Source organism: Aureimonas sp. Leaf454 (genome assembly GCF_001424685.1).
In the GTDB taxonomy this organism is placed as follows: domain Bacteria; phylum Pseudomonadota; class Alphaproteobacteria; order Rhizobiales; family Rhizobiaceae; genus Plantimonas.
Map to the genome: position 1 here is coordinate 99,842 of NZ_LMQT01000022.1, position 18,393 is coordinate 118,234.

Genomic DNA, 18,393 nt, shown 5'->3' on the forward strand with positions numbered 1-18,393 from the left:
CGGGAAGGCTCGAGGGGCCGGAGGCTGCAAGCCAAATCCGGCCAACCGGGACGACGGGAACCCGGCGGACGGCGTTTCCCGTCACGCAGGATGATCGATCGGACAGGGCCACTCGGCATCGGCGATCGCCGATCCCCTTTCACCGGGTTGCATCCGGGATCATGCGAAGCGTAGGACACGACGCGCGCGCTCCACATCGTCATCCTCGCGCCGGCTCCTCGCTCGCGGGTCCCGTCCCATCGAGGGCAACGCGCGTGCCGGACGGCGGATGTGAAGCGCCACGGAACCGCCTGCGAACGACCGGGACACCCCGACATGACGCATCCCCCGACGACGGCCGCCGTCTCCGCCGGCCTTCTCGCCGCCTTCGTCGGCTTCGCCTCCTCCTTCGCGGTGATCCTGCAGGGATTGACGGCGGTCGGCGCGAGCAAGGAAGAGGCGGCGTCGGGCCTGATGGCGCTGTCGATCGCCATGGGACTCTGCGGCATCCTCTTCAGTCTGCGCACGAAGATGCCGATCTCGGTCGCGTGGTCGACGCCGGGCGCGGCGCTTCTGGCGACCTCGGCCCTGCCGGAAGGCGGCTTTCCCGCAGCGGTCGGCGCGTTCATCGTCGCAGCCGCGCTGGTCGTCGCATCCGGCCTCTTCCGTCCGCTCGGACGCATCATCGCCGCAATCCCCGCCTCCATCGCGAGCGCCATGCTGGCAGGCGTGGTCTTCGGCCTTTGTCTCGCCCCGGTGAGGGCGGTCGCAAGCGATCCCTTGTCCGGTCTGATGGTCGCGGGTAGCTGGCTCGTCATGACCCGGATCCGCCGGCTTCTCGCCGTTCCCGTCGCCGCCATCGTCGCGGTCGTCGTGATCATCGCAGGCAAAGGCGTTCCCGGCGCCGACGCGACCCTCCTGCCGCATCCGATCTTCGTTCTTCCCACCTTCGATCCAACGGACATTATCGGCCTGTCGCTGCCGCTGTTTCTCGTGACCATGGCGTCTCAGAACATTCCGGGGCTCGCGATCCTTCGCGTCAACGGCTACGCGCCGGAGGCCGGCTCGCTGTTCCGCACGACAGGCCTCTTCAGCGCCGTCAGCGCCCTCTTCGGCGGACACGCGGTCAATATCGCCGCGATCACCGCGGCGATCTGCGCGGGCGACGAGGCGGGACCGGACCGCGAGGGACGCTACTGGGCGGCCGTGGTGTCGGGCGGCGGCTACGTCGTCTTCGGCCTCGCCGCGGGGCTCGTGGCAGCGTTCGCCGCGCTGGAGCCGGTGCTGATCCAGGCGGTGGCGGGGCTTGCCCTCATCGGAGCGTTCACCGGCGCGCTGCAAGCGGCGATGGCGAGGATCGAGGAGCGCGAGGCCGCGACGGTGACCTTTCTCGTCACCGCGTCCGGCATCGCCTTCCTCGGCATCAGTTCCGCCTTCTGGGGCCTTCTCGCCGGTGCGGCAGTTCTCGCCGTCACGCGGATCGGTCGAGCCCCGGGTTGAAACGGCTCAACTCGGAGCGAGACCGAAGATCGAGGTGATGCCGATGAAGGCCGCGACGCCGATGAACATGCCGATCACGAGGATGCTGATCGCATAGGCGAAGATCGTCGGAAGCTTCAGCCGCAGACCGCTGCCGATCCCGAACGGACCGGCGGTCGCCGCGTCGCGCAGCGACCATCCCCGATCCTCTCCACGTTCGCCGCCGCGTGCCTCGGTCCGCGCCGGGCGGCCGAAGCCGTCCGTCTCGGCGAAAGCCTTGTCGCGCTCGACGATCCGCTCGGCGACATAGGCGAGCACGCGATCGGCGATCTCGCGCGGATGCGTCGATTCCGCGAGCGTCACCCGCCCGATGCGGGTTTCGCGCACGAACCGATAGGTGCGCCGGTCCCGCGCCATCGAGACGTGGGACGTGCCGTCCACCCAGTAGCGGGGCTGCGGACCGCCGGAAATGGTGAAGTCGAAGAGGTCGTCGCCGGCCGGCATCTCGTCGACGATCGGCTGCATCTCCTCGGCGAAGATCTCCAGCCGGGCCCGGTCGGCCTCCCGGATGTCGACGACGACGTCGCTGCGCTGGGCGGCGGTGATCTTCGCAGCGCGCACCGCATCGGCGAGCCTTCGGCTCCCCTTCAACGAGGACACGTTGTCCCGGCTGTCGCTCATGGCGGCCCTCGATTCGATCCGTCGCTTCAATACTTTCTTTACCATAGGGCCGGAAGGGGCGAAGGAAAACCGGGCTCCGCCCCTCGCGGCCGCAAAAAATCACGGCCGCGAGAGCGCAGACGCCTCGGTCGTTCGGTCACCGGCCAGACAGGATCCGGTTGGCCGCGGACACGACGGCCTCCAGCGAGGAGGCGACGATGTTCTGGTTGATGCCCGCGCCGAAGAGACGGCCACCGGAGTGCTCGATCTCCATATAGGCGATCGCCGTCGCGTTGGAGCCGCGCTGCAGCGAGTGCTCCGAATAGTCCGCGACGGCCATGTCGAGGCCAAGATACCGGTTCAGCGCATCCACGAAGCCGTCGACGGGGCCGGTGCCCCGGCCCTCGATCTTCGTCTCGACGCCCTCGTCGAGGATCGTCGCCTCCACGATCCGCGCGCCACGACGATCGGGATCGGGCAGCGTGTGATGGTCGAGGAACTTCAGGCGCGCGCCCGGCTGTTCCACGTAACGCTCGATGAAGCGCTCGTAGATCCGCTTCACGGGCAGTTCGCGGCCTTCCTCGTCGGTGATGCGCTGGATGTCCTCGCGGAACTCCACCTGCAGGTTGCGCGGCAGGTTCAGGCCGTGATCCGCTTGGAGCACATAGGCGATCCCGCCCTTGCCCGATTGCGAATTGATGCGGATGATCGCCTCGTAGGACCGGCCGACGTCCTGCGGGTCGATCGGCAGATACGGAACCTCCCAATAGGGCTTGTTCGACGTGCGCGCGGCCTTCATGCCCTTGTTGATCGCATCCTGATGCGAGCCGGAGAAGGCGGTGTAGACGAGCTCGCCGACATAGGGGTGCCGTTCGCCGACGGCGAGCTGGTTGCAGTGTTCGTAGACCTCCCGGACGTGGTTGATGTCGGTGATGTCGAGCCCGGGATCGACGCCCTGCGTCATCATGTTCAGGGCGAGCGTGACGAGATCGACATTGCCCGTCCGCTCTCCGTTGCCGAAGAGCGTGCCCTCGACGCGATCCGCGCCGGCGAGCAGGCCGAGTTCCGTCGCCGCGATCGCGGTGCCGCGATCGTTGTGGGGATGCAGCGACAGGATGATCGAGGAGCGGTTGTCGAGATGGCGGCTCATCCACTCGATCTGGTCGGCATGGATGTTGGGCGTCGACATCTCGACGGTGGCCGGCAGATTGAGGATCAGGCGGTTCTCGGGGGTCGGCTTCACGACCTCGGCGACGGCGTTGCAGATCTCCAGCGCGAAATCGAGCTCCGTCCCGGTGAAGCTCTCCGGGGAGTATTCGAAGCGGAAGTCGCCGCCGGCCTTGGCCGCCATGTCGGTGATCAGCTTGGCGGCGTCGGTCGCGATCTCAAGGATGCCCGCGCGATCCTTGCCGAAGACGACGCGGCGCTGAAGCTCGCTCGTGGAATTGTAGAAGTGGACGATCGGACGGCGTGCGCCCTCCAGGCTCTCGAAGGTGCGCTTGATGAGGTCGGGTCGGCACTGGACGAGGACCTGCAGCGACACGTCGTCCGCGACGCCACCCTCCTCGACGCACCAGCGGGTGAAGTCGAAATCGGTCTGCGAGGCGGAGGGAAAGCCGATCTCGATCTCCTTGAAGTTCATCGTCTTCAAGAGCTGGAAGAAGCGCTCCTTGCGCTCCTGTCCCATGGGATCGACGAGCGCCTGGTTACCGTCGCGCAGATCGACCGAACACCAGATCGGCGGCGTCTCGATGCGCCGGGAAGGCCAGGTGCGGTCGGAGAGGTCGACGGCGGGATAGGGCTGGTACTTCGCGGCGGCCTTCGCCATGGCGGAGGGCGCGCCCGACGTTCCTGCGGCCGATCGACCGTCGACAGCTTCGGGCGGAGTCATCGTGCGTGGGGCGGACATGGATCGTGAACCTTCGTCGCTCGTCGGAAGACGGGGCGCCCGTCGCAAGGGCCGCCGCGCGCGTCTTCGGATGTTTCGGTGATCGTGGCAAGCCGAAGGGGCTGGGTGCGCGTGTCGCGACCGGCTCGACCGCCGGACGCCCCTTGAACTACCGGGTCCGACGATCGCTTCTAAGCGTGCGAAGAAGGAGAAGCTTCGGGGTGCGCGCTAGCCCGAGACCGGTCGCGAGCGACAGGGTCAGAACGAGGATCAGGGCGGGCGCGAAGTTCATGCGACGAAGCTACCTCAAAGCGGACGCGTTGCAAGCGCTTTCGCGCGGCGGCCGGCGAAATGCTTGACGCAGCGCAGCATCAGGCCGCCGCCTCCCCTCGTTCGGCCTGAGTCAGATAGCTCGCCTCCCTCGGCGCCAGAACCTTCAGCGCTCTCGGATGCAGGACGATCTCCGACTGTTCGCGGGCATCGGACAGCTCGCCGTCGCGCACCGCCCGGTGGTGCCGGTGGCGGCCGTGATAGTCCACGACGACGCGGGTCGCGCGGTGAACGGCGAGGGAGGGATTGTTGCGCCAGTTGCCGAAGAGGATGTCGAGCGTCAGCTTGGCGACGGCGCCGACCCTGCGCGTCGTGCAGATGTAGATGCCGAGCTCGCCGCCGCGCGGATCGTCGGCGTAGGGAAGATGCCATTCGCCGTAGAGATTGTTGGAAATGGCGAGGGCCGGCGTCTTCAAGCGCCGCCTCTCGCCGTCCATGTCGATCTCGATCTCGATCTTCGGCATCGAGCGGAGCGTCGTCAGGATGGCGCGGGTGGTGGCGAACATCTTGCCGAACCGCGATCCGTAGTCGAGCCGCTCGCGCAGGCGAACCATGCGGGCATGCATGCCGACGGCGAACTGGTGGACGAAGGGCTCGCCGTTGACGGTCGCGATGTCGACGTCGACGAGGATGCCGTCGGCCAGGGCAGCGACCGCCTGCGGCAAGGCCTGCGGGATCTGGAGCGTGCGGGCGAAGAGGTTCATCGTGCCGGCGGGCAGGATCCCGAGCGCGACCGGCTTGCCCATCAGCGAGGCTGCCGCGGTCGAGACCGTGCCGTCGCCGCCGCCGACGAGGAGAACGTCGATGTCGGTCCGCTTCGCGGCGGCCTCGATCGCGGCCACGATCTCGCTTCCGGCGACGCGGGCGACCTCGGCCTCGTGGCCATGCAGCTTGAACTCACCCTCGATCAACTCGGAAAATGCGTCGAGATCGGTCGTCTTCAGGGTTCCGCCGTCGCGGTTGAGGATCACGGCAATCTTCATGGACATCCGATCCCGGCCGAGCGGCCGATGGTTCTTCGATGATGCCGCTCGCCGTTCGGGGAACATGCGCGGCACGTGTGTTGCGAGAAATGGCCGCGAACGGCGACACGGCAACATGAATCGCCCGACCCAACCTGCCGGACTCAACGCCGAACGCCGCCCTCCCCCTTGGCGTTGCGAGCCGACGGATCGACGGGCGTTGCGAGCCGACGGCGAGGAACTTCGACCGGGACCGCTCGTTCCATCGCGGTCTTCCCCAGCCCGGCGATCCGCCGCGGCGCAGCGCCGGAGCTTCATCCCGTGATCGAATGGATCGTCATCCTCCTGATCGTCGCCGCGATCGCCAGCCTTCTCGGGTTCCAGGGCGTCGCCGGCGTTTCGGCGGGGCTTGCCAAGTTCCTGATTTTCATCGTGCTGGCAGGCCTTCTCGTGCTTGTCCTTTTCGGCTTCCTCGTCTTCGCCTGACATCGCTCCGCGATCGCGGCGACAGTGACCCGGCCCATCGCGAAAAGGGGCGCAACTGGCGCGGTTCGCGGAACCAACAGCCTGCCTTTCCACTTCTCTTCCCTGTGTAGACGCGACATCGACGAACGACAGCGTTCGAGCGGATGCCGCCAATCAATCCCCTGTTTTAGACGAGGAAACCCGCCATGATTCGCAAGCTTCTCGCGACGACGGCCCTTGCCAGCGTCATCGCCACCAGCGCCTTCGCGCAGGACACGACGACGACCACGACGGCTCCGGCAGCCGCTCCCGCTGCGGACTCGTCCGCGCCTGCCGCAACGACCGGCGCCATGTCGTCGGACGCCATGTCGTCCGGTGGTGCCGCCACGACCGCGGCCGCCGGCGGAAACTATCTCCAGCGCGTCGAAACCGACCAGTGGCTCGCCACGCAGCTCGACGGTCTCAATCTCTATCAGAGCGGTGCGGCGGACGCGGCATCGGCGGGTGAGATCGACGATCTCTTGATCGGCAAGGACGGCAAGGTGGTCGCCGCGATCGTCGACACGGCCGGCCTCGACGACGACAAGACCGTCGCCGTACCGTTCGAGAAGGTGACTTGGTCGATGGACCAGAGCAACCAGTTGCGCGCCGTGCTGACGGCGACGCGCGAGGAGCTGACCGCGGCGCCCGCGTTCCAGGACGACAACGCTCGTGAAGCCGCCGCCGGCGGTGCGATGACGCCCGCGACCGGTACGGGTACGGATGGTGCCATGGCGCCGGCTGCCGGCACCGGCACGACCGACACCGCGATGGCGCCGGCCGCGGGTACCGGAACGATGGCACCCGCCACCGGAACGGGCGCAATGGCGCCTGCGACGGGCACCGCCGTCATGACTCCTGAGACCGGTGCGGCTGCGACCTCGACCGCAGGCGCCAGCACGACCGCCGGAACGCCTGACGCCAACGGCTATCTCGCCATGGCGGCGGCCGACCAGTACCTGGCGGACGACATCGTCGGAGAGAAGGTCTATTCCGGCCCGGCCGACGATGCGGATTCGATCGGCGACGTGAACGATCTCGTCATCGGCAAGGACGGACAGGTTGCAGCTGCCGTGATCGGCGTCGGCGGCTTCCTCGGCCTCGGCGAAAAGAACGTCGCGGTCCCCTTCGCCGATCTGCAGATGGCAATGGACGACGACGGCGACGACGTCCGTCCGGTGCTGGCCGCCACGAAGGAACAGCTGACCAACGCGCCGACCTTCGAGACCCGCAGCGCAGCCCAGACGGCCGCGAACACGGTCAATGACGGCGCGGCCGCCACGGGTGCCGCTGCCGGTGCCGCCGCGGGCGCCGTGACCACGGCCGCCGGAACGGCCGCGACCAGCGCCGACAATTCGATGGCCGCCGCCACCACGACGGGCACCGACAACGCGACCACGGCCTCGACCAGCGGCGAGACCGATCGCGCCTCGATGACGCAGGCGACCGGCGCGGATCTGACCTCCGAGCGTCTCGTCGGCACCAAGGTCTATGGCCCGGACGATCGCTCGATCGGCGAGGTCGGCGACATCGCTCTGACACCTGAAGGTCAGGTCGATGCGGTCATCGTCGATGTCGGTGGCTTCCTCGGGCTCGGCGCCAAGCCGGTCGCGGTCGCCATGGACAACCTTCAGTTCATGAAGGACAACGGCGGGTCGCTGTATCTCTACACGGCCTTCACCGAGGACCAGCTGAAGCAGGCGCCCGAGTTCAATCGCGAGTCCTACGCCGAGAACCGCGCGACCATGCGGATCACGCCGACGACGACGCTGCCGGCCGGCGGCGCGGATGCCGCAGCGCCGGCGACCGCTCCGGCCCAGTAAGCGCAAATCCGGTACCACGGATACGAAGAGGGCTCGCCGCAAGGCGGGCCCTTTTTTTGCGTCCGGTGCCATGCGCCGGACTCGGAGGCGCGGCATGTCGGATGATGTCCGGCACCGCCCCCTGCGACATCGTATTCACAAGCTGTTCTTACGAAAAGTTATGGCGAGCTTTCCGCCAACCTCCTGTAGCCTGTCCCTCAACCGTCCCGACGGTCGCAACCGGAGCATCCACGCCGCATGGGCTTTCTGAAGCAGATCCTCGTCACCATCCTCGTGATCGTCGTCGGCGGCGCCGGCTGGATGGCGCTCGACGCACGTCCCGGTCAGGCTCTTCTGGCGGCGGACCTGCCGCTGCCCGGTTTCGTTCGGACGGGCATCACGGCGATTTCGGCCGAGCCGAAGCAAGAGACGATCGGCGCCACGCGATCGCCGGCCGGCGGCCCGCGCGGCGGGGGCGCGGCGGTCGTGGTCGCGGGACAGGTGGAGGAAGCGCAGACGCGCACGCGCATGCGCGCGATCGGGACCGGCGAGGCGGAGCGCTCCGTCACCGTCTATCCCGACGTTTCCGGCATCATCCAGACGGTGCCCTTCAAGTCCGGAGACGCGGTGGCGGCGGGCGACGTGCTGGCCGTGCTCGAAAACGAGACCGAGACCGTCGCGGTCGAGCGGGCCCGGCTCGCGCTCGACGCGGCCGAGGAAAAGGTCGAGCGTGTCGCCCGGCTCCAGGCGTCTCGGGCGGTCACCGCCGTCGAGGTGACGGATGCGGCCCGCGAGCGGGAAAACGCCCGTCTCGACCTTCGCGGCGCGGAGATCGCGCTGGGCAAGCGCACCATCCGCGCGCCCTTCGACGGGCGTGTCGGCATCGTCGGCGTCGATACGGGCGACCTCGTGACAGGGCAGACCCTGATCGCGACGGTCGACGACCGCACACGCCTCAAGGTGAATTTCTACACGCCCGAGGCTTTCGTCCAAGAGCTCGCCATCGACGGCCCGATCGAGGCCCAGAGCGTCGCGCGTCCCGACAAGACCTATCCCGGCCGCATCACGGCGCTGGAAAGCCGCCTCGACGAGGCCAGCCGGACGCTGCGATCGGAGGCGACGATCGAGAATCCGAACGACGAACTGCGTCCGGGCATGTCCTTCGCCATCAATCTGGCGCTGGCCGGCGAGCGCTTCCTCGCCGTCGATCCGCTCGCCGTCCAATGGGAGCGCAGCGGGCCGATCGTCTGGACCATCAACGGCAGCGACGTCGCCAAGACGCCGGTTCGGATCGTGGAGCGCACCATCGACAAGGTGCTCGTCGCCTCCGACACGCTGAAGGCCGGGGACAGCGTCGTCGTCGAGGGACTGCAATCGGTCCGCGAGGGCGGAAAGGTGGAGGTGCAGAACCGGGTCGCGCCCGTCGGTTCGCCGACGGCCGATGCAGGATCCAAGACGCCCGCCGCCGCCGAGGTCGCGCAAGGCGGCACGTCCGGCGCACCCAGCGGGTCGACGACCCGATGAGCGCCGACGGAACGGACCGGGCCGCGATGAGGAACGTCGAAACGATCGATCCACCGCCGGCGAAGCCGGACGGGCTGACCGCCTTCACCAGCCTCTTCATCCGCCGGCCGGTCCTGACGATCGTCATCAATCTCCTGATCGTCGTGGCAGGCCTCGCCGCCTTCAACGCGGTCGAGATCCGCGAGCTTCCCAATGTCGATCGGCCGGTGATCACCGTCTCGATCGCCTTCGAGGGCGCCTCGCCGGACGCCGTCGACCGACAGATCACCAGCGAGGTCGAGAGCGCCGTCGCGCGCGTCTCGGGCATCGTCGGCGTTTCGTCCCGCTCGCGCTTCGGCGACAGCCAAGTGACGGTGGAATTCTCCGACGACGTCGATCTCAACGTGGCGGCGAGCGACGTGCGCGACGCGATCAGCCGCATCGCCAACAGCCTGCCGGAAGAAGCGGACGAGCCGCGCATCGTCAAGGCGGACGCGGACGCGCAGCCGATCATGCGTCTTGCCGTGCTCGCGCCCGGCATGGCGATCGAGGATCTCACCACGCTCGTCGAGGATCGGATCTCCGACCAGCTCGCGGCAGTGGAGGGCGTTGCCGATCTCCAGCTCTCGGGCGAGCGCGAACGGCTGATCTATGTCGACATCGAACCGGACCGGCTGGCGACGCGGGGCCTCACGCTCGGCGACGTCTCCTCGGCTCTGGCCAATGTCGCGCTCGACGTGCCCGCCGGCTCCCTCGCCTCCCCGACGCAGGACCTTATCGTGCGGGCGGACGCGAACGTTACCTCGCCGGAGGAGTTCGAACGGATCTTCCTCAACGAGCGCACGCGACTGGGAGACGTCGCCAGTGTCCGCTTCGGGCCGGACGACGCGGCCTCGCAGCAGCGGGTGAACGGCGAGACGGGCATCGGCCTCGGCGTCGTGCGGCAGGCCGGCTCCTCGACGCTCGACATTTCGGACGGAATCCGCCGCGAGGTCGCCAATCTCAACCAGACCCTGCCGGACGGCGTGTCGGTGCGCGTGACGAGCGACGACGCGGTCTTCATCGACGGCGCGATCCACGAGGTGGAGCTCGCGCTCGGCCTTGCCGTCGTGATCGTCGTCGCGGTGATCTTTCTCTTTCTTCTCAACATCCGCGCCACGATCATTCCCGCGCTGACCATGCCGATCGCGCTGATCGGCGTCATCGCCTTCATCTATCTCGTCGGCTTCTCCATCAACATCCTGACGCTCCTCGCCCTCGTGCTGGCGACGGGCATGGTCGTCGACGACGCGATCATCGTGCTCGAGAACATCGTGCGCCATCGCGACATGGGCGCGAGCCCGCAGGCCGCGGCGGTGATCGGCACGCGCGAGGTGTTCTTCGCCGTGATCTCGACGACGGCCACGCTCGCCGCCGTCTTCGTTCCCATCTCCTTCCTTCCCGGCGCGGCCGGCGGCCTGTTTCGCGAGTTCGGCTTCGTGCTCGCGATATCGGTGACGATCTCGGCCTTCATCGCGCTGACGCTCTGCCCGATGCTCGCCGCGCGGTTCCTGAAGTCGCGCGAGGACGAGGCGGCGCCCGGCCTCTTCCACCGGGCGATCGGCCGCTTCGGCTCGTTTCTCGCCCATGCCTATGCGGTCTGCCTTCGCGCGTGCCTTGCCCTGCCGCTCCTCGTCGTCGTCGCCGCGGCGGCCTTCTCCTTCGCGGCCTACCTGACCTTCCTGACGCTGCCGCAGGAACTGACGCCGAGCGAGGACCGCGGGGTGGTCCTCATGAGCGTGACGGCGCCGCAAAGCGCCAGCCTCGACTACACCGCCGGTCAGCTCCGGCGCATCGAGGAGATCGTGATGCCCTATGTGCGCTCGGGCGAGGCGACGAACGTCTTCGCCATTTCCGGACGCGGCGCGGCCAACAGCGGCTTCATGGTGCTGAGCCTCGCCGACTGGTCGGTGCGCGAGCGCACGCAGCAGGCGATCGTGGCCGAGATCAACGGCAAGCTCCGGCAGGTCGCGGGCGTGAGGGCCGTCGCCATCCAGCCCAATTCTCTCGGCATCCGCGGCGGCGGCCGCGGACTTCAGTTCGCCATCGCCGGGCAGAATTTCCGGGAAATCGCCGAAACCGCCGATAGCCTTCTCGCGGCCATGCAGCGGGACGGACGCTGGGGCCGCGTGCAGCTGGCTCAGGACGCGACGCAGCCGCAGCTCTCCGTCGTAATCGACCGCGCCCGCGCCTCCGATCTCGGCATCGACATCGACGGGCTCGCCACCGCCATCCAGGCCCTCCTCGACGGGCGCGAGATCGCGCAGACCTATGTCGAGGACAAGCAGGTTCCGGTGAAGCTCGTCGCCACCTCGACGCCGATCAACGATCCCGGCGATCTCGCCAACATCTTCGTGAAGGCCAGGGACGGCCGGCTCGTGCCGATGTCGACCGTCGCCAAGGTCGAGGAACAGCCGATCGCACCGGCCCTCACGCGGGAGGACCGGTCCCGGGCGGTCTCGCTCCAGGCCAATCTCCCGGACGGCTACCCGATCCAGCAGGCTTGGGACGAGGTGCGGGCTTTCGCGCAGGACAAGGTTCCCGCCACGATGCGGCTCCTGCCGCTGGCCGAGGCGAAGACGCTGACGGACACGTCGGGCGGGCTGACGCTCGTCTTCGGCTTCGCCCTCGTCATCATCGTCCTCGTGCTGGCCGCCCAGTTCGAGAGCTTCGTCTCGGCCTTCATCATCATCTCGGTCGTGCCGCTCGGTCTCGCCTGCGCGGTCTTCTCCCTCGCCTTCTTCGGGATCAGCCTCAATCTCTACAGCCAGATCGGGCTGGTTCTCCTCGTCGGCATCATGGCGAAGAACGGCATCCTGATCGTGGAATTCGCCAACCAGCTGCGCGAGGAGGGCATGGGCCTTCGCGCGGCGACGGAGGAAGCCTCGCTCGTTCGTCTTCGCCCGGTCATGATGACGATGGTGGCGACCGTCGTCGGCGGCGTGCCGCTGATCTTCGCAACCGGTGCCGGCGCGGAGGCGCGCGTCTCGCTCGGCTACGTCATCGTCGGCGGGCTCGGGCTCGCCACCTTCGCGACGCTCTTCGTGACGCCGGTCGCCTATCTCATCTTCGGCCGCTTCTGGTCGCCGAACGCGGCGAAGTCCGCGGCCCTCGTCCGCGACATCGCCGCGGCCGAGAGGATGGCGCGGGAGCGCGGCGAGGGAGCGGGCGGGGCCGTGCCGGCGGAGTGAAATTCAAGAGGCATTGCAAACGACGCTTGCGAATGTCTCAGGCTCCCGGTGCATTGGAGACATCCGCAGTCGCTTCGATGGCTGGACACGCCGGCGCCTTGGGCCGTTCGGACGGGAAGCGATCTATGATGGCGGGCTGCCGATGATCCCCGCGATATCGCGGGCTGCATGAAGCACGCGTGTCACTTCCACCCGGTCTTTCGTCAATCGATAGACGATGACATAGTTGCCGACCACGCGCCGACGAAAGCCGACATCGACCGGATCGGTGATCCTCGCGTAAGCTTCGGGATAGACTGCAAGCTCATCAGCGCAATCTCGCAATCCCTTTGTCACGATGCGCGCGCGAGCCGGATTATCCCAGGCGATAAACCGAGCGATCTCGACGAGGTCGTTGCGAGCAGCATTCGCGAAGACGACCTTCATCGAAAGCATTTTGGCCATCAAGCGCTTTTCTTGCGCTCGATCTCGGAAATCGCGGCTTCCATTTCGTCGAAAACAGCATCGGCTTCGAAGACCCGACCGGCGTCGAGATCGGCGATCCCTGCGTCGATCAATGCCTGAAACCGCAACAGACCCATCTCGAAGGCGGCGCCTGTCTGATCGCGGCGAATGAGGTCGCGAACGTAATCGCTGACATCCTCATAGAGCCCGCTCTCGACGCGACGCTGGACCCACCGTTGCATCGGCTCGGGAAGCCGGACATCGATACTCGCCATCTCTCGAAAATCCTCATCCTGCTCACCCGCAAAATGGCATTCGGGCGCGGCATCGGCAAGGCGCGGTTTCTCTCGAGGCCGCCATCGGGTAGAGGATCGCCCATGGCACTTCCTCCCCTTCTGCGCCTCGACGGCGTCAAGCTGACCTTCGGCGGCACGCCGCTTCTCACCGGTGTCGAGCTCAGCGTCCTGCCCGGCGACCGGATCGCGCTGGTCGGGCGCAACGGCTCCGGCAAGTCGACGCTCCTCAAGATCGCCGCCGGCATCGTGGAGCCCGACAGCGGCGAGATCTTCCGCCAGCCCGGCGCGACCATCCGCTATCTCGCGCAGGAGCCCGACTTCGGCGATGCCGAAACGGTCGAGGCCTATGTCGCGGGCGGGCTCGGGCCGGCCGACGATCCCTATCGCGTGACGCGCCTCATGGAGGCGCTCGGCATCGACGGAGAGGCCCGGCCCGCCGACCTCTCCGGCGGCGAGGCGCGCCGGGCCGCGCTTGCCCGCGTCCTCGCGCCCGAGCCCGACATCGTCCTTCTCGACGAGCCGACGAACCATCTGGACCTTCCCACCATCGAATGGCTGGAAGAGGAGGTGCGCGCCATGAAGAGCGCGATCGTCCTCATCAGCCACGACCGGCGCTTCCTGGAGCGCACGACCGAGGCGACGGTCTGGATCGATCGCGGCGGGGCGCGCCGCATCAACCAGGGCTTCGGCGCCTTCGAGGCCTGGCGCGACAAGACGCTGGAGGAAGAAGAGCGCGATCTCCAGAAGCTCGACCGCAAGATCGTGCGCGAGGAGCACTGGCTGCGCTACGGCGTCTCGGCGCGGCGCACCCGCAACGAGCGCCGCCTGTCGGAGCTCCACCAGTTGCGCGCGGACCGCAAGAACGTGCGCCGCGCCGTCGGCATGGTCGAGATGAACGCGGGCGAGACGCGCGAGAGCGGCAAGCTCGTGATCGAGGCGATCAATATCTCGAAGGGCTACGGGTCGCGCGTCCTCGTCGACGATTTCTCGATGCGCATCCTGCGCGGCGACCGCGTCGGATTCGTGGGGCCGAACGGCGCGGGCAAGACGACGCTCCTGAAGATGCTGATCGGCGAGGTGAAGCCCGATTCCGGCCGCGTGCGGCTCGGCACCAATCTCGACCTCGCCTTTCTCGACCAGAAGCGCGCGGCGCTGAACGACGGCCTCTCCGTCTCGGCCGCCCTCACCGACGGGCGGGGCGATCAGGTCATGGTCAACGGAGAGGCGCGCCACGTCGCGGGCTATCTGAAGGACTTCCTGTTCAGTCCCGAGCAGATCCGCACGCCCGTCGGCAATCTCTCGGGCGGCGAGCGGGCGCGCCTGCTGCTCGCCAAGACCATGGCGACGCCGGCGAACTTCCTCGTCCTCGACGAACCGACCAACGACCTCGACATGGAGACGCTCGACCTTCTGCAGGAGCTGATCGCCAATTATCCCGGCACCGTCCTCCTCGTCTCCCACGATCGCGACTTCCTCGACCGGACGGTGACGAGCTGCGTCTCGCCCGGCTCGGACGGCAAGTGGCTCGAATATGCGGGCGGCTACTCCGATATGGTCGCCCAGCGCCGGGGCGAGGCCAAGGAGGCCAAGCGCGTCGCCAAGGGCGGGCGCAATCCCGATCTCGCCTCGCCCGCCAAGGTCATGTCCGCCCTCCCCGCACATGCAGGACAGGCCGCGCCATCCGGCGCCAAGCTCTCCTACAAGCAGAAGTTCGCGCTGGAGACGCTGCCGAAGACGATCGCGGGCCTCGAGAAAGACATCGCCAAGCTCGAATCCGACATGGCCGATCCCCAACTCTTCACGAGGGATCCCGTCCGATTCTCCAAGCTGGCCGCCGCGATGGACGAAAAGCGCGCGGCGCTGGCAAAGGCCGAGGACGACTGGCTGGAGCTCGAGATGCTGAAGGCGGAGATGGAGGGATAGGGCCCTCGCGCCGCAGGCCGGCGACGGATCGGCCCGGGGGTCGCGGATGCATGAGGATCGATCGATGACGAGCGAGCAGCTGAGGCTTTTCTATCGGGACTACATCGCCTGCCTCAATGGCCAGGACTGGCATCGTCTCGATCGTTACGTTCACGAAGAGGCGCAGCACAATGGTCGCGCTTTCGGTCTTTCCGGCTATCTCGACATGCTTCGATCCGACTTTCGCGCCATCCCGGATCTGGTGTTCAACATCGATCTTCTGATGTGCGAGCCGCCTCGGATCGCCGCACGGCTTTGTTTCGACTGCACGCCGGTCGGAACGTTTCTCGGCCTCGACATCGGCGGCCGGCGCATTCGCTTCACGGAGAACGTCTTCTACGAGGTCCGAAACGAGAGGATCGCGTCGGTCTGGTCGATCGTCGACAAGGCCGGCATCGAAGCTCAGCTCTGAAGACGAAACCCCGCTCGACGCCATGTCTTCCCCACACGCGCCGAGAACGTCCCTTGACGCACTGCACACCAAGGCGCATATCCAGCCTCGTCACGCCGTGATCGCGCTGCGCCCGTTCTGTCCAACTTGGATTTTTATCGAGCGCACGCCGGACTCTCCTGATGTCCGGCCACGGCCCGTGCCGTTCCGTCGCTGTTCAAGCGCGAAGACGTTCGGCCGCTTCGCGGAGCTCATGGAGCCTCCGCAGGATTTCTAAAGGCATTCCTTGACCCATACGACCTTTGCGACGCTCGGCCTTGCCGACGTCCTTCTGACCGCGCTCGACACTGCGGGCCTCAGCACCCCGACACCCATCCAGGCCCAGGCCATTCCCGCGCAGCTCGCCGGGCGCGACGTTCTCGGCATCGCCCAGACCGGCACCGGCAAGACCGCCGCCTTCGCCCTGCCCGTCATCCACCAGATGCTCGCCTCCGGCGGCAAGTCGCGCCCCAAGACGCCGCGCGCCGTGTTCCTCGCTCCCACCCGCGAGCTCGCCTCTCAGATCGCCGAAACGGTCGAGAAGTTCATCGCCGGCACGGGGCTGCGCCAGCATGTCGTGTTCGGCGGCGTGTCCGCCCGGCCGCAGACCGAGGCGCTGCGCCGTGGCGTCGATATCGTCGTCGCGACGCCCGGCCGCCTTCTCGACCTCATGGATCAGGGCGCGGTGTCGCTCGGCGAGATCGAGTTCGTCGTCCTCGACGAGGCCGACCGCATGCTCGACATGGGCTTCGTGCGCGACGTGATGCGCATCGTCCGCTCGCTGCCGACCAAGCGCCAGTCGCTGCTCTTCTCCGCCACCATGCCGCAGAACGTGGAATCGCTCGCCGCCAAGATCCTGAAGGATCCGGTGCGCGTCGAGGTGACCCCGGAGGTCGTGACGGTCGAGAAGATCGACCAGAGCGCCTATCTCGTGCCGCAGAAGGCCAAGAAGCACTGGTTGATCAAGCATCTCGGCGACGAGAGCCTGAACAAGGTCGTGGTCTTCACCCGCACCAAGCATGGTGCGAACCGCCTCGCCGAGGATCTCGGAAAGGCCGGCATCGATGCCGCCGCCATCCACGGCAACAAGAGCCAGGCAGCGCGGCAGAAGGCGCTTTCGACCTTCCACGAGGGCAAGATGCGCGTGCTGGTGGCGACCGACATCGTCGCGCGCGGCATCCATGTCAACGACATCTCCCATGTCGTGAACTTCGACCTGCCGGAGGAGCCGGAGAGCTACGTCCACCGCATCGGCCGCACGGCCCGCGCGGGCAAGTCGGGCTATGCGATCGCGCTCGTCGATCCGACCGAACGCGCCAAGCTGCGCTCGATCGAGCGGCTCACCGGCCAGCGCTTCGATCTGAAGGAGTCCGAGTTCGCCTCCTCCGAGCTCGCCGCCATGGAGGAAGAGCGTGCGCGCCCGCCGCGCCAGGACCGTTCGCGCAGTTCCAAGCCCTCCGGCGCGCCGAGCGGCAACCGCCAGGGCCGCCCGTCCGGCAAGCCGCAGGGCGCGCCCGGCGCGAACCGCTCGGCCAAGCCGAACAACGGCGGCGGCAACCGCCGTCCGCAGCGCGGCCGTTCGTCGGCCCCGCGCGCCGCGGCCTCCTGATCTGAAGTCGGGTGCCTCGGGCCCCTCGGCCTGAAGCATCCCCTTCGCAGCCCATCGAACGCCCGGGAGCACCGCTCTCCCGGGCGTTTTTGCATTCAGAGGATCCGGCGGCCCCGCATTGCGGGCCACCGCCCCGCTCTCCATATGCCGGGCAAAGCAATCGGGAAGGTTGGGCCATGGCCGAGACGATCAAGATCGACATTCCGCACAAGCTGACGCGCGACGCCGCACGGGTCCGGCTGCAGGAGAGCTTCGCCAAGATGCGCGACAAGGCGGTCGGCGGCATGGTGAAGTTCGAGGATGTCTGGACGGGCGACCGGCTCGACTTTCGCGCGCGGATGCTGGGGCAGTCCGTCGTCGGGCGGCTGGATGTCCTCGACGACAGCGTGCATGTCGAGCTCGACCTGCCCGGCTTCCTCGCGGCCATCGCGAACAAGGTCAAGGGCAGACTCGCCCGCGAAGGTCAGGTGCTTCTGGAAAAGAAGTGAGCGACGCGGGGCCGGAACACCGGTTGGAGCCGCGACAGACGGTCAGTCGGCGACGCTGCGCAGCGTCGCTTGCGTGGTCGACACGACCCCGCCGGCATCGCTCGCCTCGATCCCGGTCACAGCGCCGAGACCGGGCAGCACGCTCCCGACCTTGACGCGCATCAGCTCGTTCGGCGTCGCCAGAATGGCTTCCCGTTCGAAGACCATCACGATCTGGTAGTCGCCGGGCTCGAGCGGGCGATCGCGCACGATCCGGGGCCCGGGCATGGGATCGCCGCCTTCGGCGGGAGAGGTCGAAATCGTCCCCGTCTCGATCGGATCGAGCCCCACCGGCCGCATCGAGGAAAGGATGCGGCGCGTGAAGTAGTCGGGATCGTTCGTGGAGACGGTATAGGCGAACACCAGGAAGCCGATCGAGAGGCTGCAGGTGGAGGCGATGAACACGCGCTCGAAGGTCAGCCAGGAGCGGGCGGCGATCCGCCGCCTGGGTGAATTGGCCTCGGTATCGGCGAGGACGGCGGCAAAACTCATGGACGTCTGGGACATGGCGGACACCTCCGTGGAGAGCCCGACTTTCGCCCGACATGCTTAATGGAACGGGCGCGGCGCAGCCGGTCGACGGCGCCTTTCCGCGATCATGGTTGCCGAGCCGTAAAGATCGGACCGCGTCGAGCGAGCGCTCCGCAGCCAAGCCCCTGGACGATCAAGCCTTGTCGGCGACCCCTTGGGGTCGCGCCCTCGGCGGTAACCCTAATGCGCGATTTCCGCGGCCTCGCGTCTGCGGACCGCTGATCCCTCGGCGGAATCGGACTATTCTATGGTGAACG

General features: G+C 67.6%; 15 protein-coding genes. 9 read left to right on the forward strand and 6 right to left on the reverse strand.

What is annotated here, in order from left to right; translation table 11 throughout:
- Positions 1-315: 315 nt before the first annotated feature.
- Entirely contained in the window at positions 316-1,479 is a 1,164-nt protein-coding gene (locus ASG43_RS16980) for a benzoate/H(+) symporter BenE family transporter (protein ID WP_056507643.1), read from the forward strand.
- Between the two features lie 6 nt (positions 1,480-1,485).
- On the opposite strand, the gene ASG43_RS16985 is transcribed toward ASG43_RS16980, so the two are convergent.
- The 3 genes from ASG43_RS16985 to ASG43_RS16995 form a co-directional block, all read right to left on the reverse strand.
- Positions 1,486-2,139, reverse strand: coding sequence for a hypothetical protein (locus ASG43_RS16985; protein ID WP_056507644.1), 654 nt, complete (start codon positions 2,137-2,139; stop codon positions 1,486-1,488).
- A 136-nt stretch (positions 2,140-2,275) separates the two neighbouring features.
- Positions 2,276-3,946, reverse strand: a complete 1,671-nt coding sequence (gene leuA, locus ASG43_RS16990) for a 2-isopropylmalate synthase (protein ID WP_056507645.1) — start codon at positions 3,944-3,946, stop codon at positions 2,276-2,278.
- A 431-nt stretch (positions 3,947-4,377) separates the two neighbouring features.
- Positions 4,378-5,319, reverse strand: a complete 942-nt coding sequence (locus ASG43_RS16995) for a diacylglycerol kinase family protein (RefSeq protein WP_056507889.1) — start codon at positions 5,317-5,319, stop codon at positions 4,378-4,380.
- Positions 5,320-5,619: 300 nt separating this feature from the next.
- Between ASG43_RS16995 and ASG43_RS22320 the strand changes: the two genes are divergently transcribed.
- The 4 genes from ASG43_RS22320 (at position 5,620) to ASG43_RS17015 (ending at position 12,337) form a co-directional block, all read left to right on the forward strand.
- Positions 5,620-5,784 (forward strand): DUF1328 family protein, encoded by a 165-nt coding sequence (locus ASG43_RS22320; protein ID WP_082491022.1) that lies wholly within the window; start codon positions 5,620-5,622, stop codon positions 5,782-5,784.
- A 185-nt stretch (positions 5,785-5,969) separates the two neighbouring features.
- Positions 5,970-7,625 carry a PRC-barrel domain-containing protein gene (locus ASG43_RS17005; RefSeq protein ID WP_056507649.1) on the forward strand — a complete coding sequence of 552 codons (1,656 nt, stop codon included), beginning with the start codon at positions 5,970-5,972 and terminating at the stop codon, positions 7,623-7,625.
- A gap of 237 nt (positions 7,626-7,862) precedes the next feature.
- Positions 7,863-9,128 carry an efflux RND transporter periplasmic adaptor subunit gene (locus tag ASG43_RS17010; RefSeq protein WP_056507651.1) on the forward strand — a complete coding sequence of 422 codons (1,266 nt, stop codon included), beginning with the start codon at positions 7,863-7,865 and terminating at the stop codon, positions 9,126-9,128.
- A gap of 26 nt (positions 9,129-9,154) precedes the next feature.
- Positions 9,155-12,337, forward strand: coding sequence for an efflux RND transporter permease subunit (locus ASG43_RS17015; RefSeq protein ID WP_056507891.1), 3,183 nt, complete (start codon positions 9,155-9,157; stop codon positions 12,335-12,337).
- Positions 12,338-12,460: 123 nt separating this feature from the next.
- On the opposite strand, the gene ASG43_RS17020 is transcribed toward ASG43_RS17015, so the two are convergent.
- Positions 12,461-12,781 (reverse strand): type II toxin-antitoxin system RelE/ParE family toxin, encoded by a 321-nt coding sequence (locus ASG43_RS17020; protein ID WP_056507653.1) that lies wholly within the window; start codon positions 12,779-12,781, stop codon positions 12,461-12,463.
- A complete protein-coding gene (locus ASG43_RS17025; RefSeq protein ID WP_082491004.1) occupies positions 12,781-13,056 on the reverse strand; it encodes a type II toxin-antitoxin system ParD family antitoxin in 276 nt (91 codons plus the stop codon). Before ASG43_RS17025 ends, ASG43_RS17020 begins: the two co-directional genes overlap by 1 nt.
- A gap of 102 nt (positions 13,057-13,158) precedes the next feature.
- Between ASG43_RS17025 and ASG43_RS17030 the strand changes: the two genes are divergently transcribed.
- The 4 genes from ASG43_RS17030 (at position 13,159) to ASG43_RS17045 (ending at position 17,566) form a co-directional block, all read left to right on the forward strand.
- The gene (locus tag ASG43_RS17030; protein ID WP_056507655.1) at positions 13,159-15,000 is read left to right on the forward strand and encodes an ATP-binding cassette domain-containing protein; all 1,842 of its coding nucleotides are present in this window, start codon (positions 13,159-13,161) and stop codon (positions 14,998-15,000) included.
- A 64-nt stretch (positions 15,001-15,064) separates the two neighbouring features.
- Positions 15,065-15,451, forward strand: coding sequence for an ester cyclase (locus tag ASG43_RS17035; protein ID WP_056507895.1), 387 nt, complete (start codon positions 15,065-15,067; stop codon positions 15,449-15,451).
- Positions 15,452-15,716: 265 nt separating this feature from the next.
- Positions 15,717-17,078, forward strand: coding sequence for a DEAD/DEAH box helicase (locus ASG43_RS17040; RefSeq protein ID WP_056507662.1), 1,362 nt, complete (start codon positions 15,717-15,719; stop codon positions 17,076-17,078).
- 176 nt (positions 17,079-17,254) lie between these two features.
- Complete coding sequence (locus ASG43_RS17045) at positions 17,255-17,566, forward strand: polyhydroxyalkanoic acid system family protein (RefSeq protein ID WP_056507664.1); 312 nt, start codon at positions 17,255-17,257, stop codon at positions 17,564-17,566.
- A 42-nt stretch (positions 17,567-17,608) separates the two neighbouring features.
- Here the strand turns inward: ASG43_RS17045 and ASG43_RS17050 are convergent, their stop codons facing one another.
- Positions 17,609-18,112 carry a hypothetical protein gene (locus ASG43_RS17050; RefSeq protein ID WP_056507666.1) on the reverse strand — a complete coding sequence of 168 codons (504 nt, stop codon included), beginning with the start codon at positions 18,110-18,112 and terminating at the stop codon, positions 17,609-17,611.
- Positions 18,113-18,393: the final 281 nt, after the last annotated feature.

Bases quoted from the DNA above. Each gene is read 5' to 3' on its own strand.
- ASG43_RS16980 (WP_056507643.1), top strand. From the start codon at position 316: ATGACGCATCCCCCGACGACGGCCGCCGTCTCCGCCGGCCTTCTCGCC.
- ASG43_RS16985 (WP_056507644.1), bottom strand. From the start codon at position 2,139: ATGAGCGACAGCCGGGACAACGTGTCCTCGTTGAAGGGGAGCCGAAGG.
- leuA (WP_056507645.1), bottom strand. From the start codon at position 3,946: ATGGCGAAGGCCGCCGCGAAGTACCAGCCCTATCCCGCCGTCGACCTC.
- ASG43_RS16995 (WP_056507889.1), bottom strand. From the start codon at position 5,319: ATGAAGATTGCCGTGATCCTCAACCGCGACGGCGGAACCCTGAAGACG.
- ASG43_RS17005 (WP_056507649.1), top strand. From the start codon at position 5,970: ATGATTCGCAAGCTTCTCGCGACGACGGCCCTTGCCAGCGTCATCGCC.
- ASG43_RS17010 (WP_056507651.1), top strand. From the start codon at position 7,863: ATGGGCTTTCTGAAGCAGATCCTCGTCACCATCCTCGTGATCGTCGTC.
- ASG43_RS17015 (WP_056507891.1), top strand. From the start codon at position 9,155: ATGAGGAACGTCGAAACGATCGATCCACCGCCGGCGAAGCCGGACGGG.
- ASG43_RS17020 (WP_056507653.1), bottom strand. From the start codon at position 12,781: ATGGCCAAAATGCTTTCGATGAAGGTCGTCTTCGCGAATGCTGCTCGC.
- ASG43_RS17025 (WP_082491004.1), bottom strand. From the start codon at position 13,056: ATGGCGAGTATCGATGTCCGGCTTCCCGAGCCGATGCAACGGTGGGTC.
- ASG43_RS17030 (WP_056507655.1), top strand. From the start codon at position 13,159: ATGGCACTTCCTCCCCTTCTGCGCCTCGACGGCGTCAAGCTGACCTTC.
- ASG43_RS17035 (WP_056507895.1), top strand. From the start codon at position 15,065: ATGACGAGCGAGCAGCTGAGGCTTTTCTATCGGGACTACATCGCCTGC.
- ASG43_RS17045 (WP_056507664.1), top strand. From the start codon at position 17,255: ATGGCCGAGACGATCAAGATCGACATTCCGCACAAGCTGACGCGCGAC.
- ASG43_RS17050 (WP_056507666.1), bottom strand. From the start codon at position 18,112: ATGTCCCAGACGTCCATGAGTTTTGCCGCCGTCCTCGCCGATACCGAG.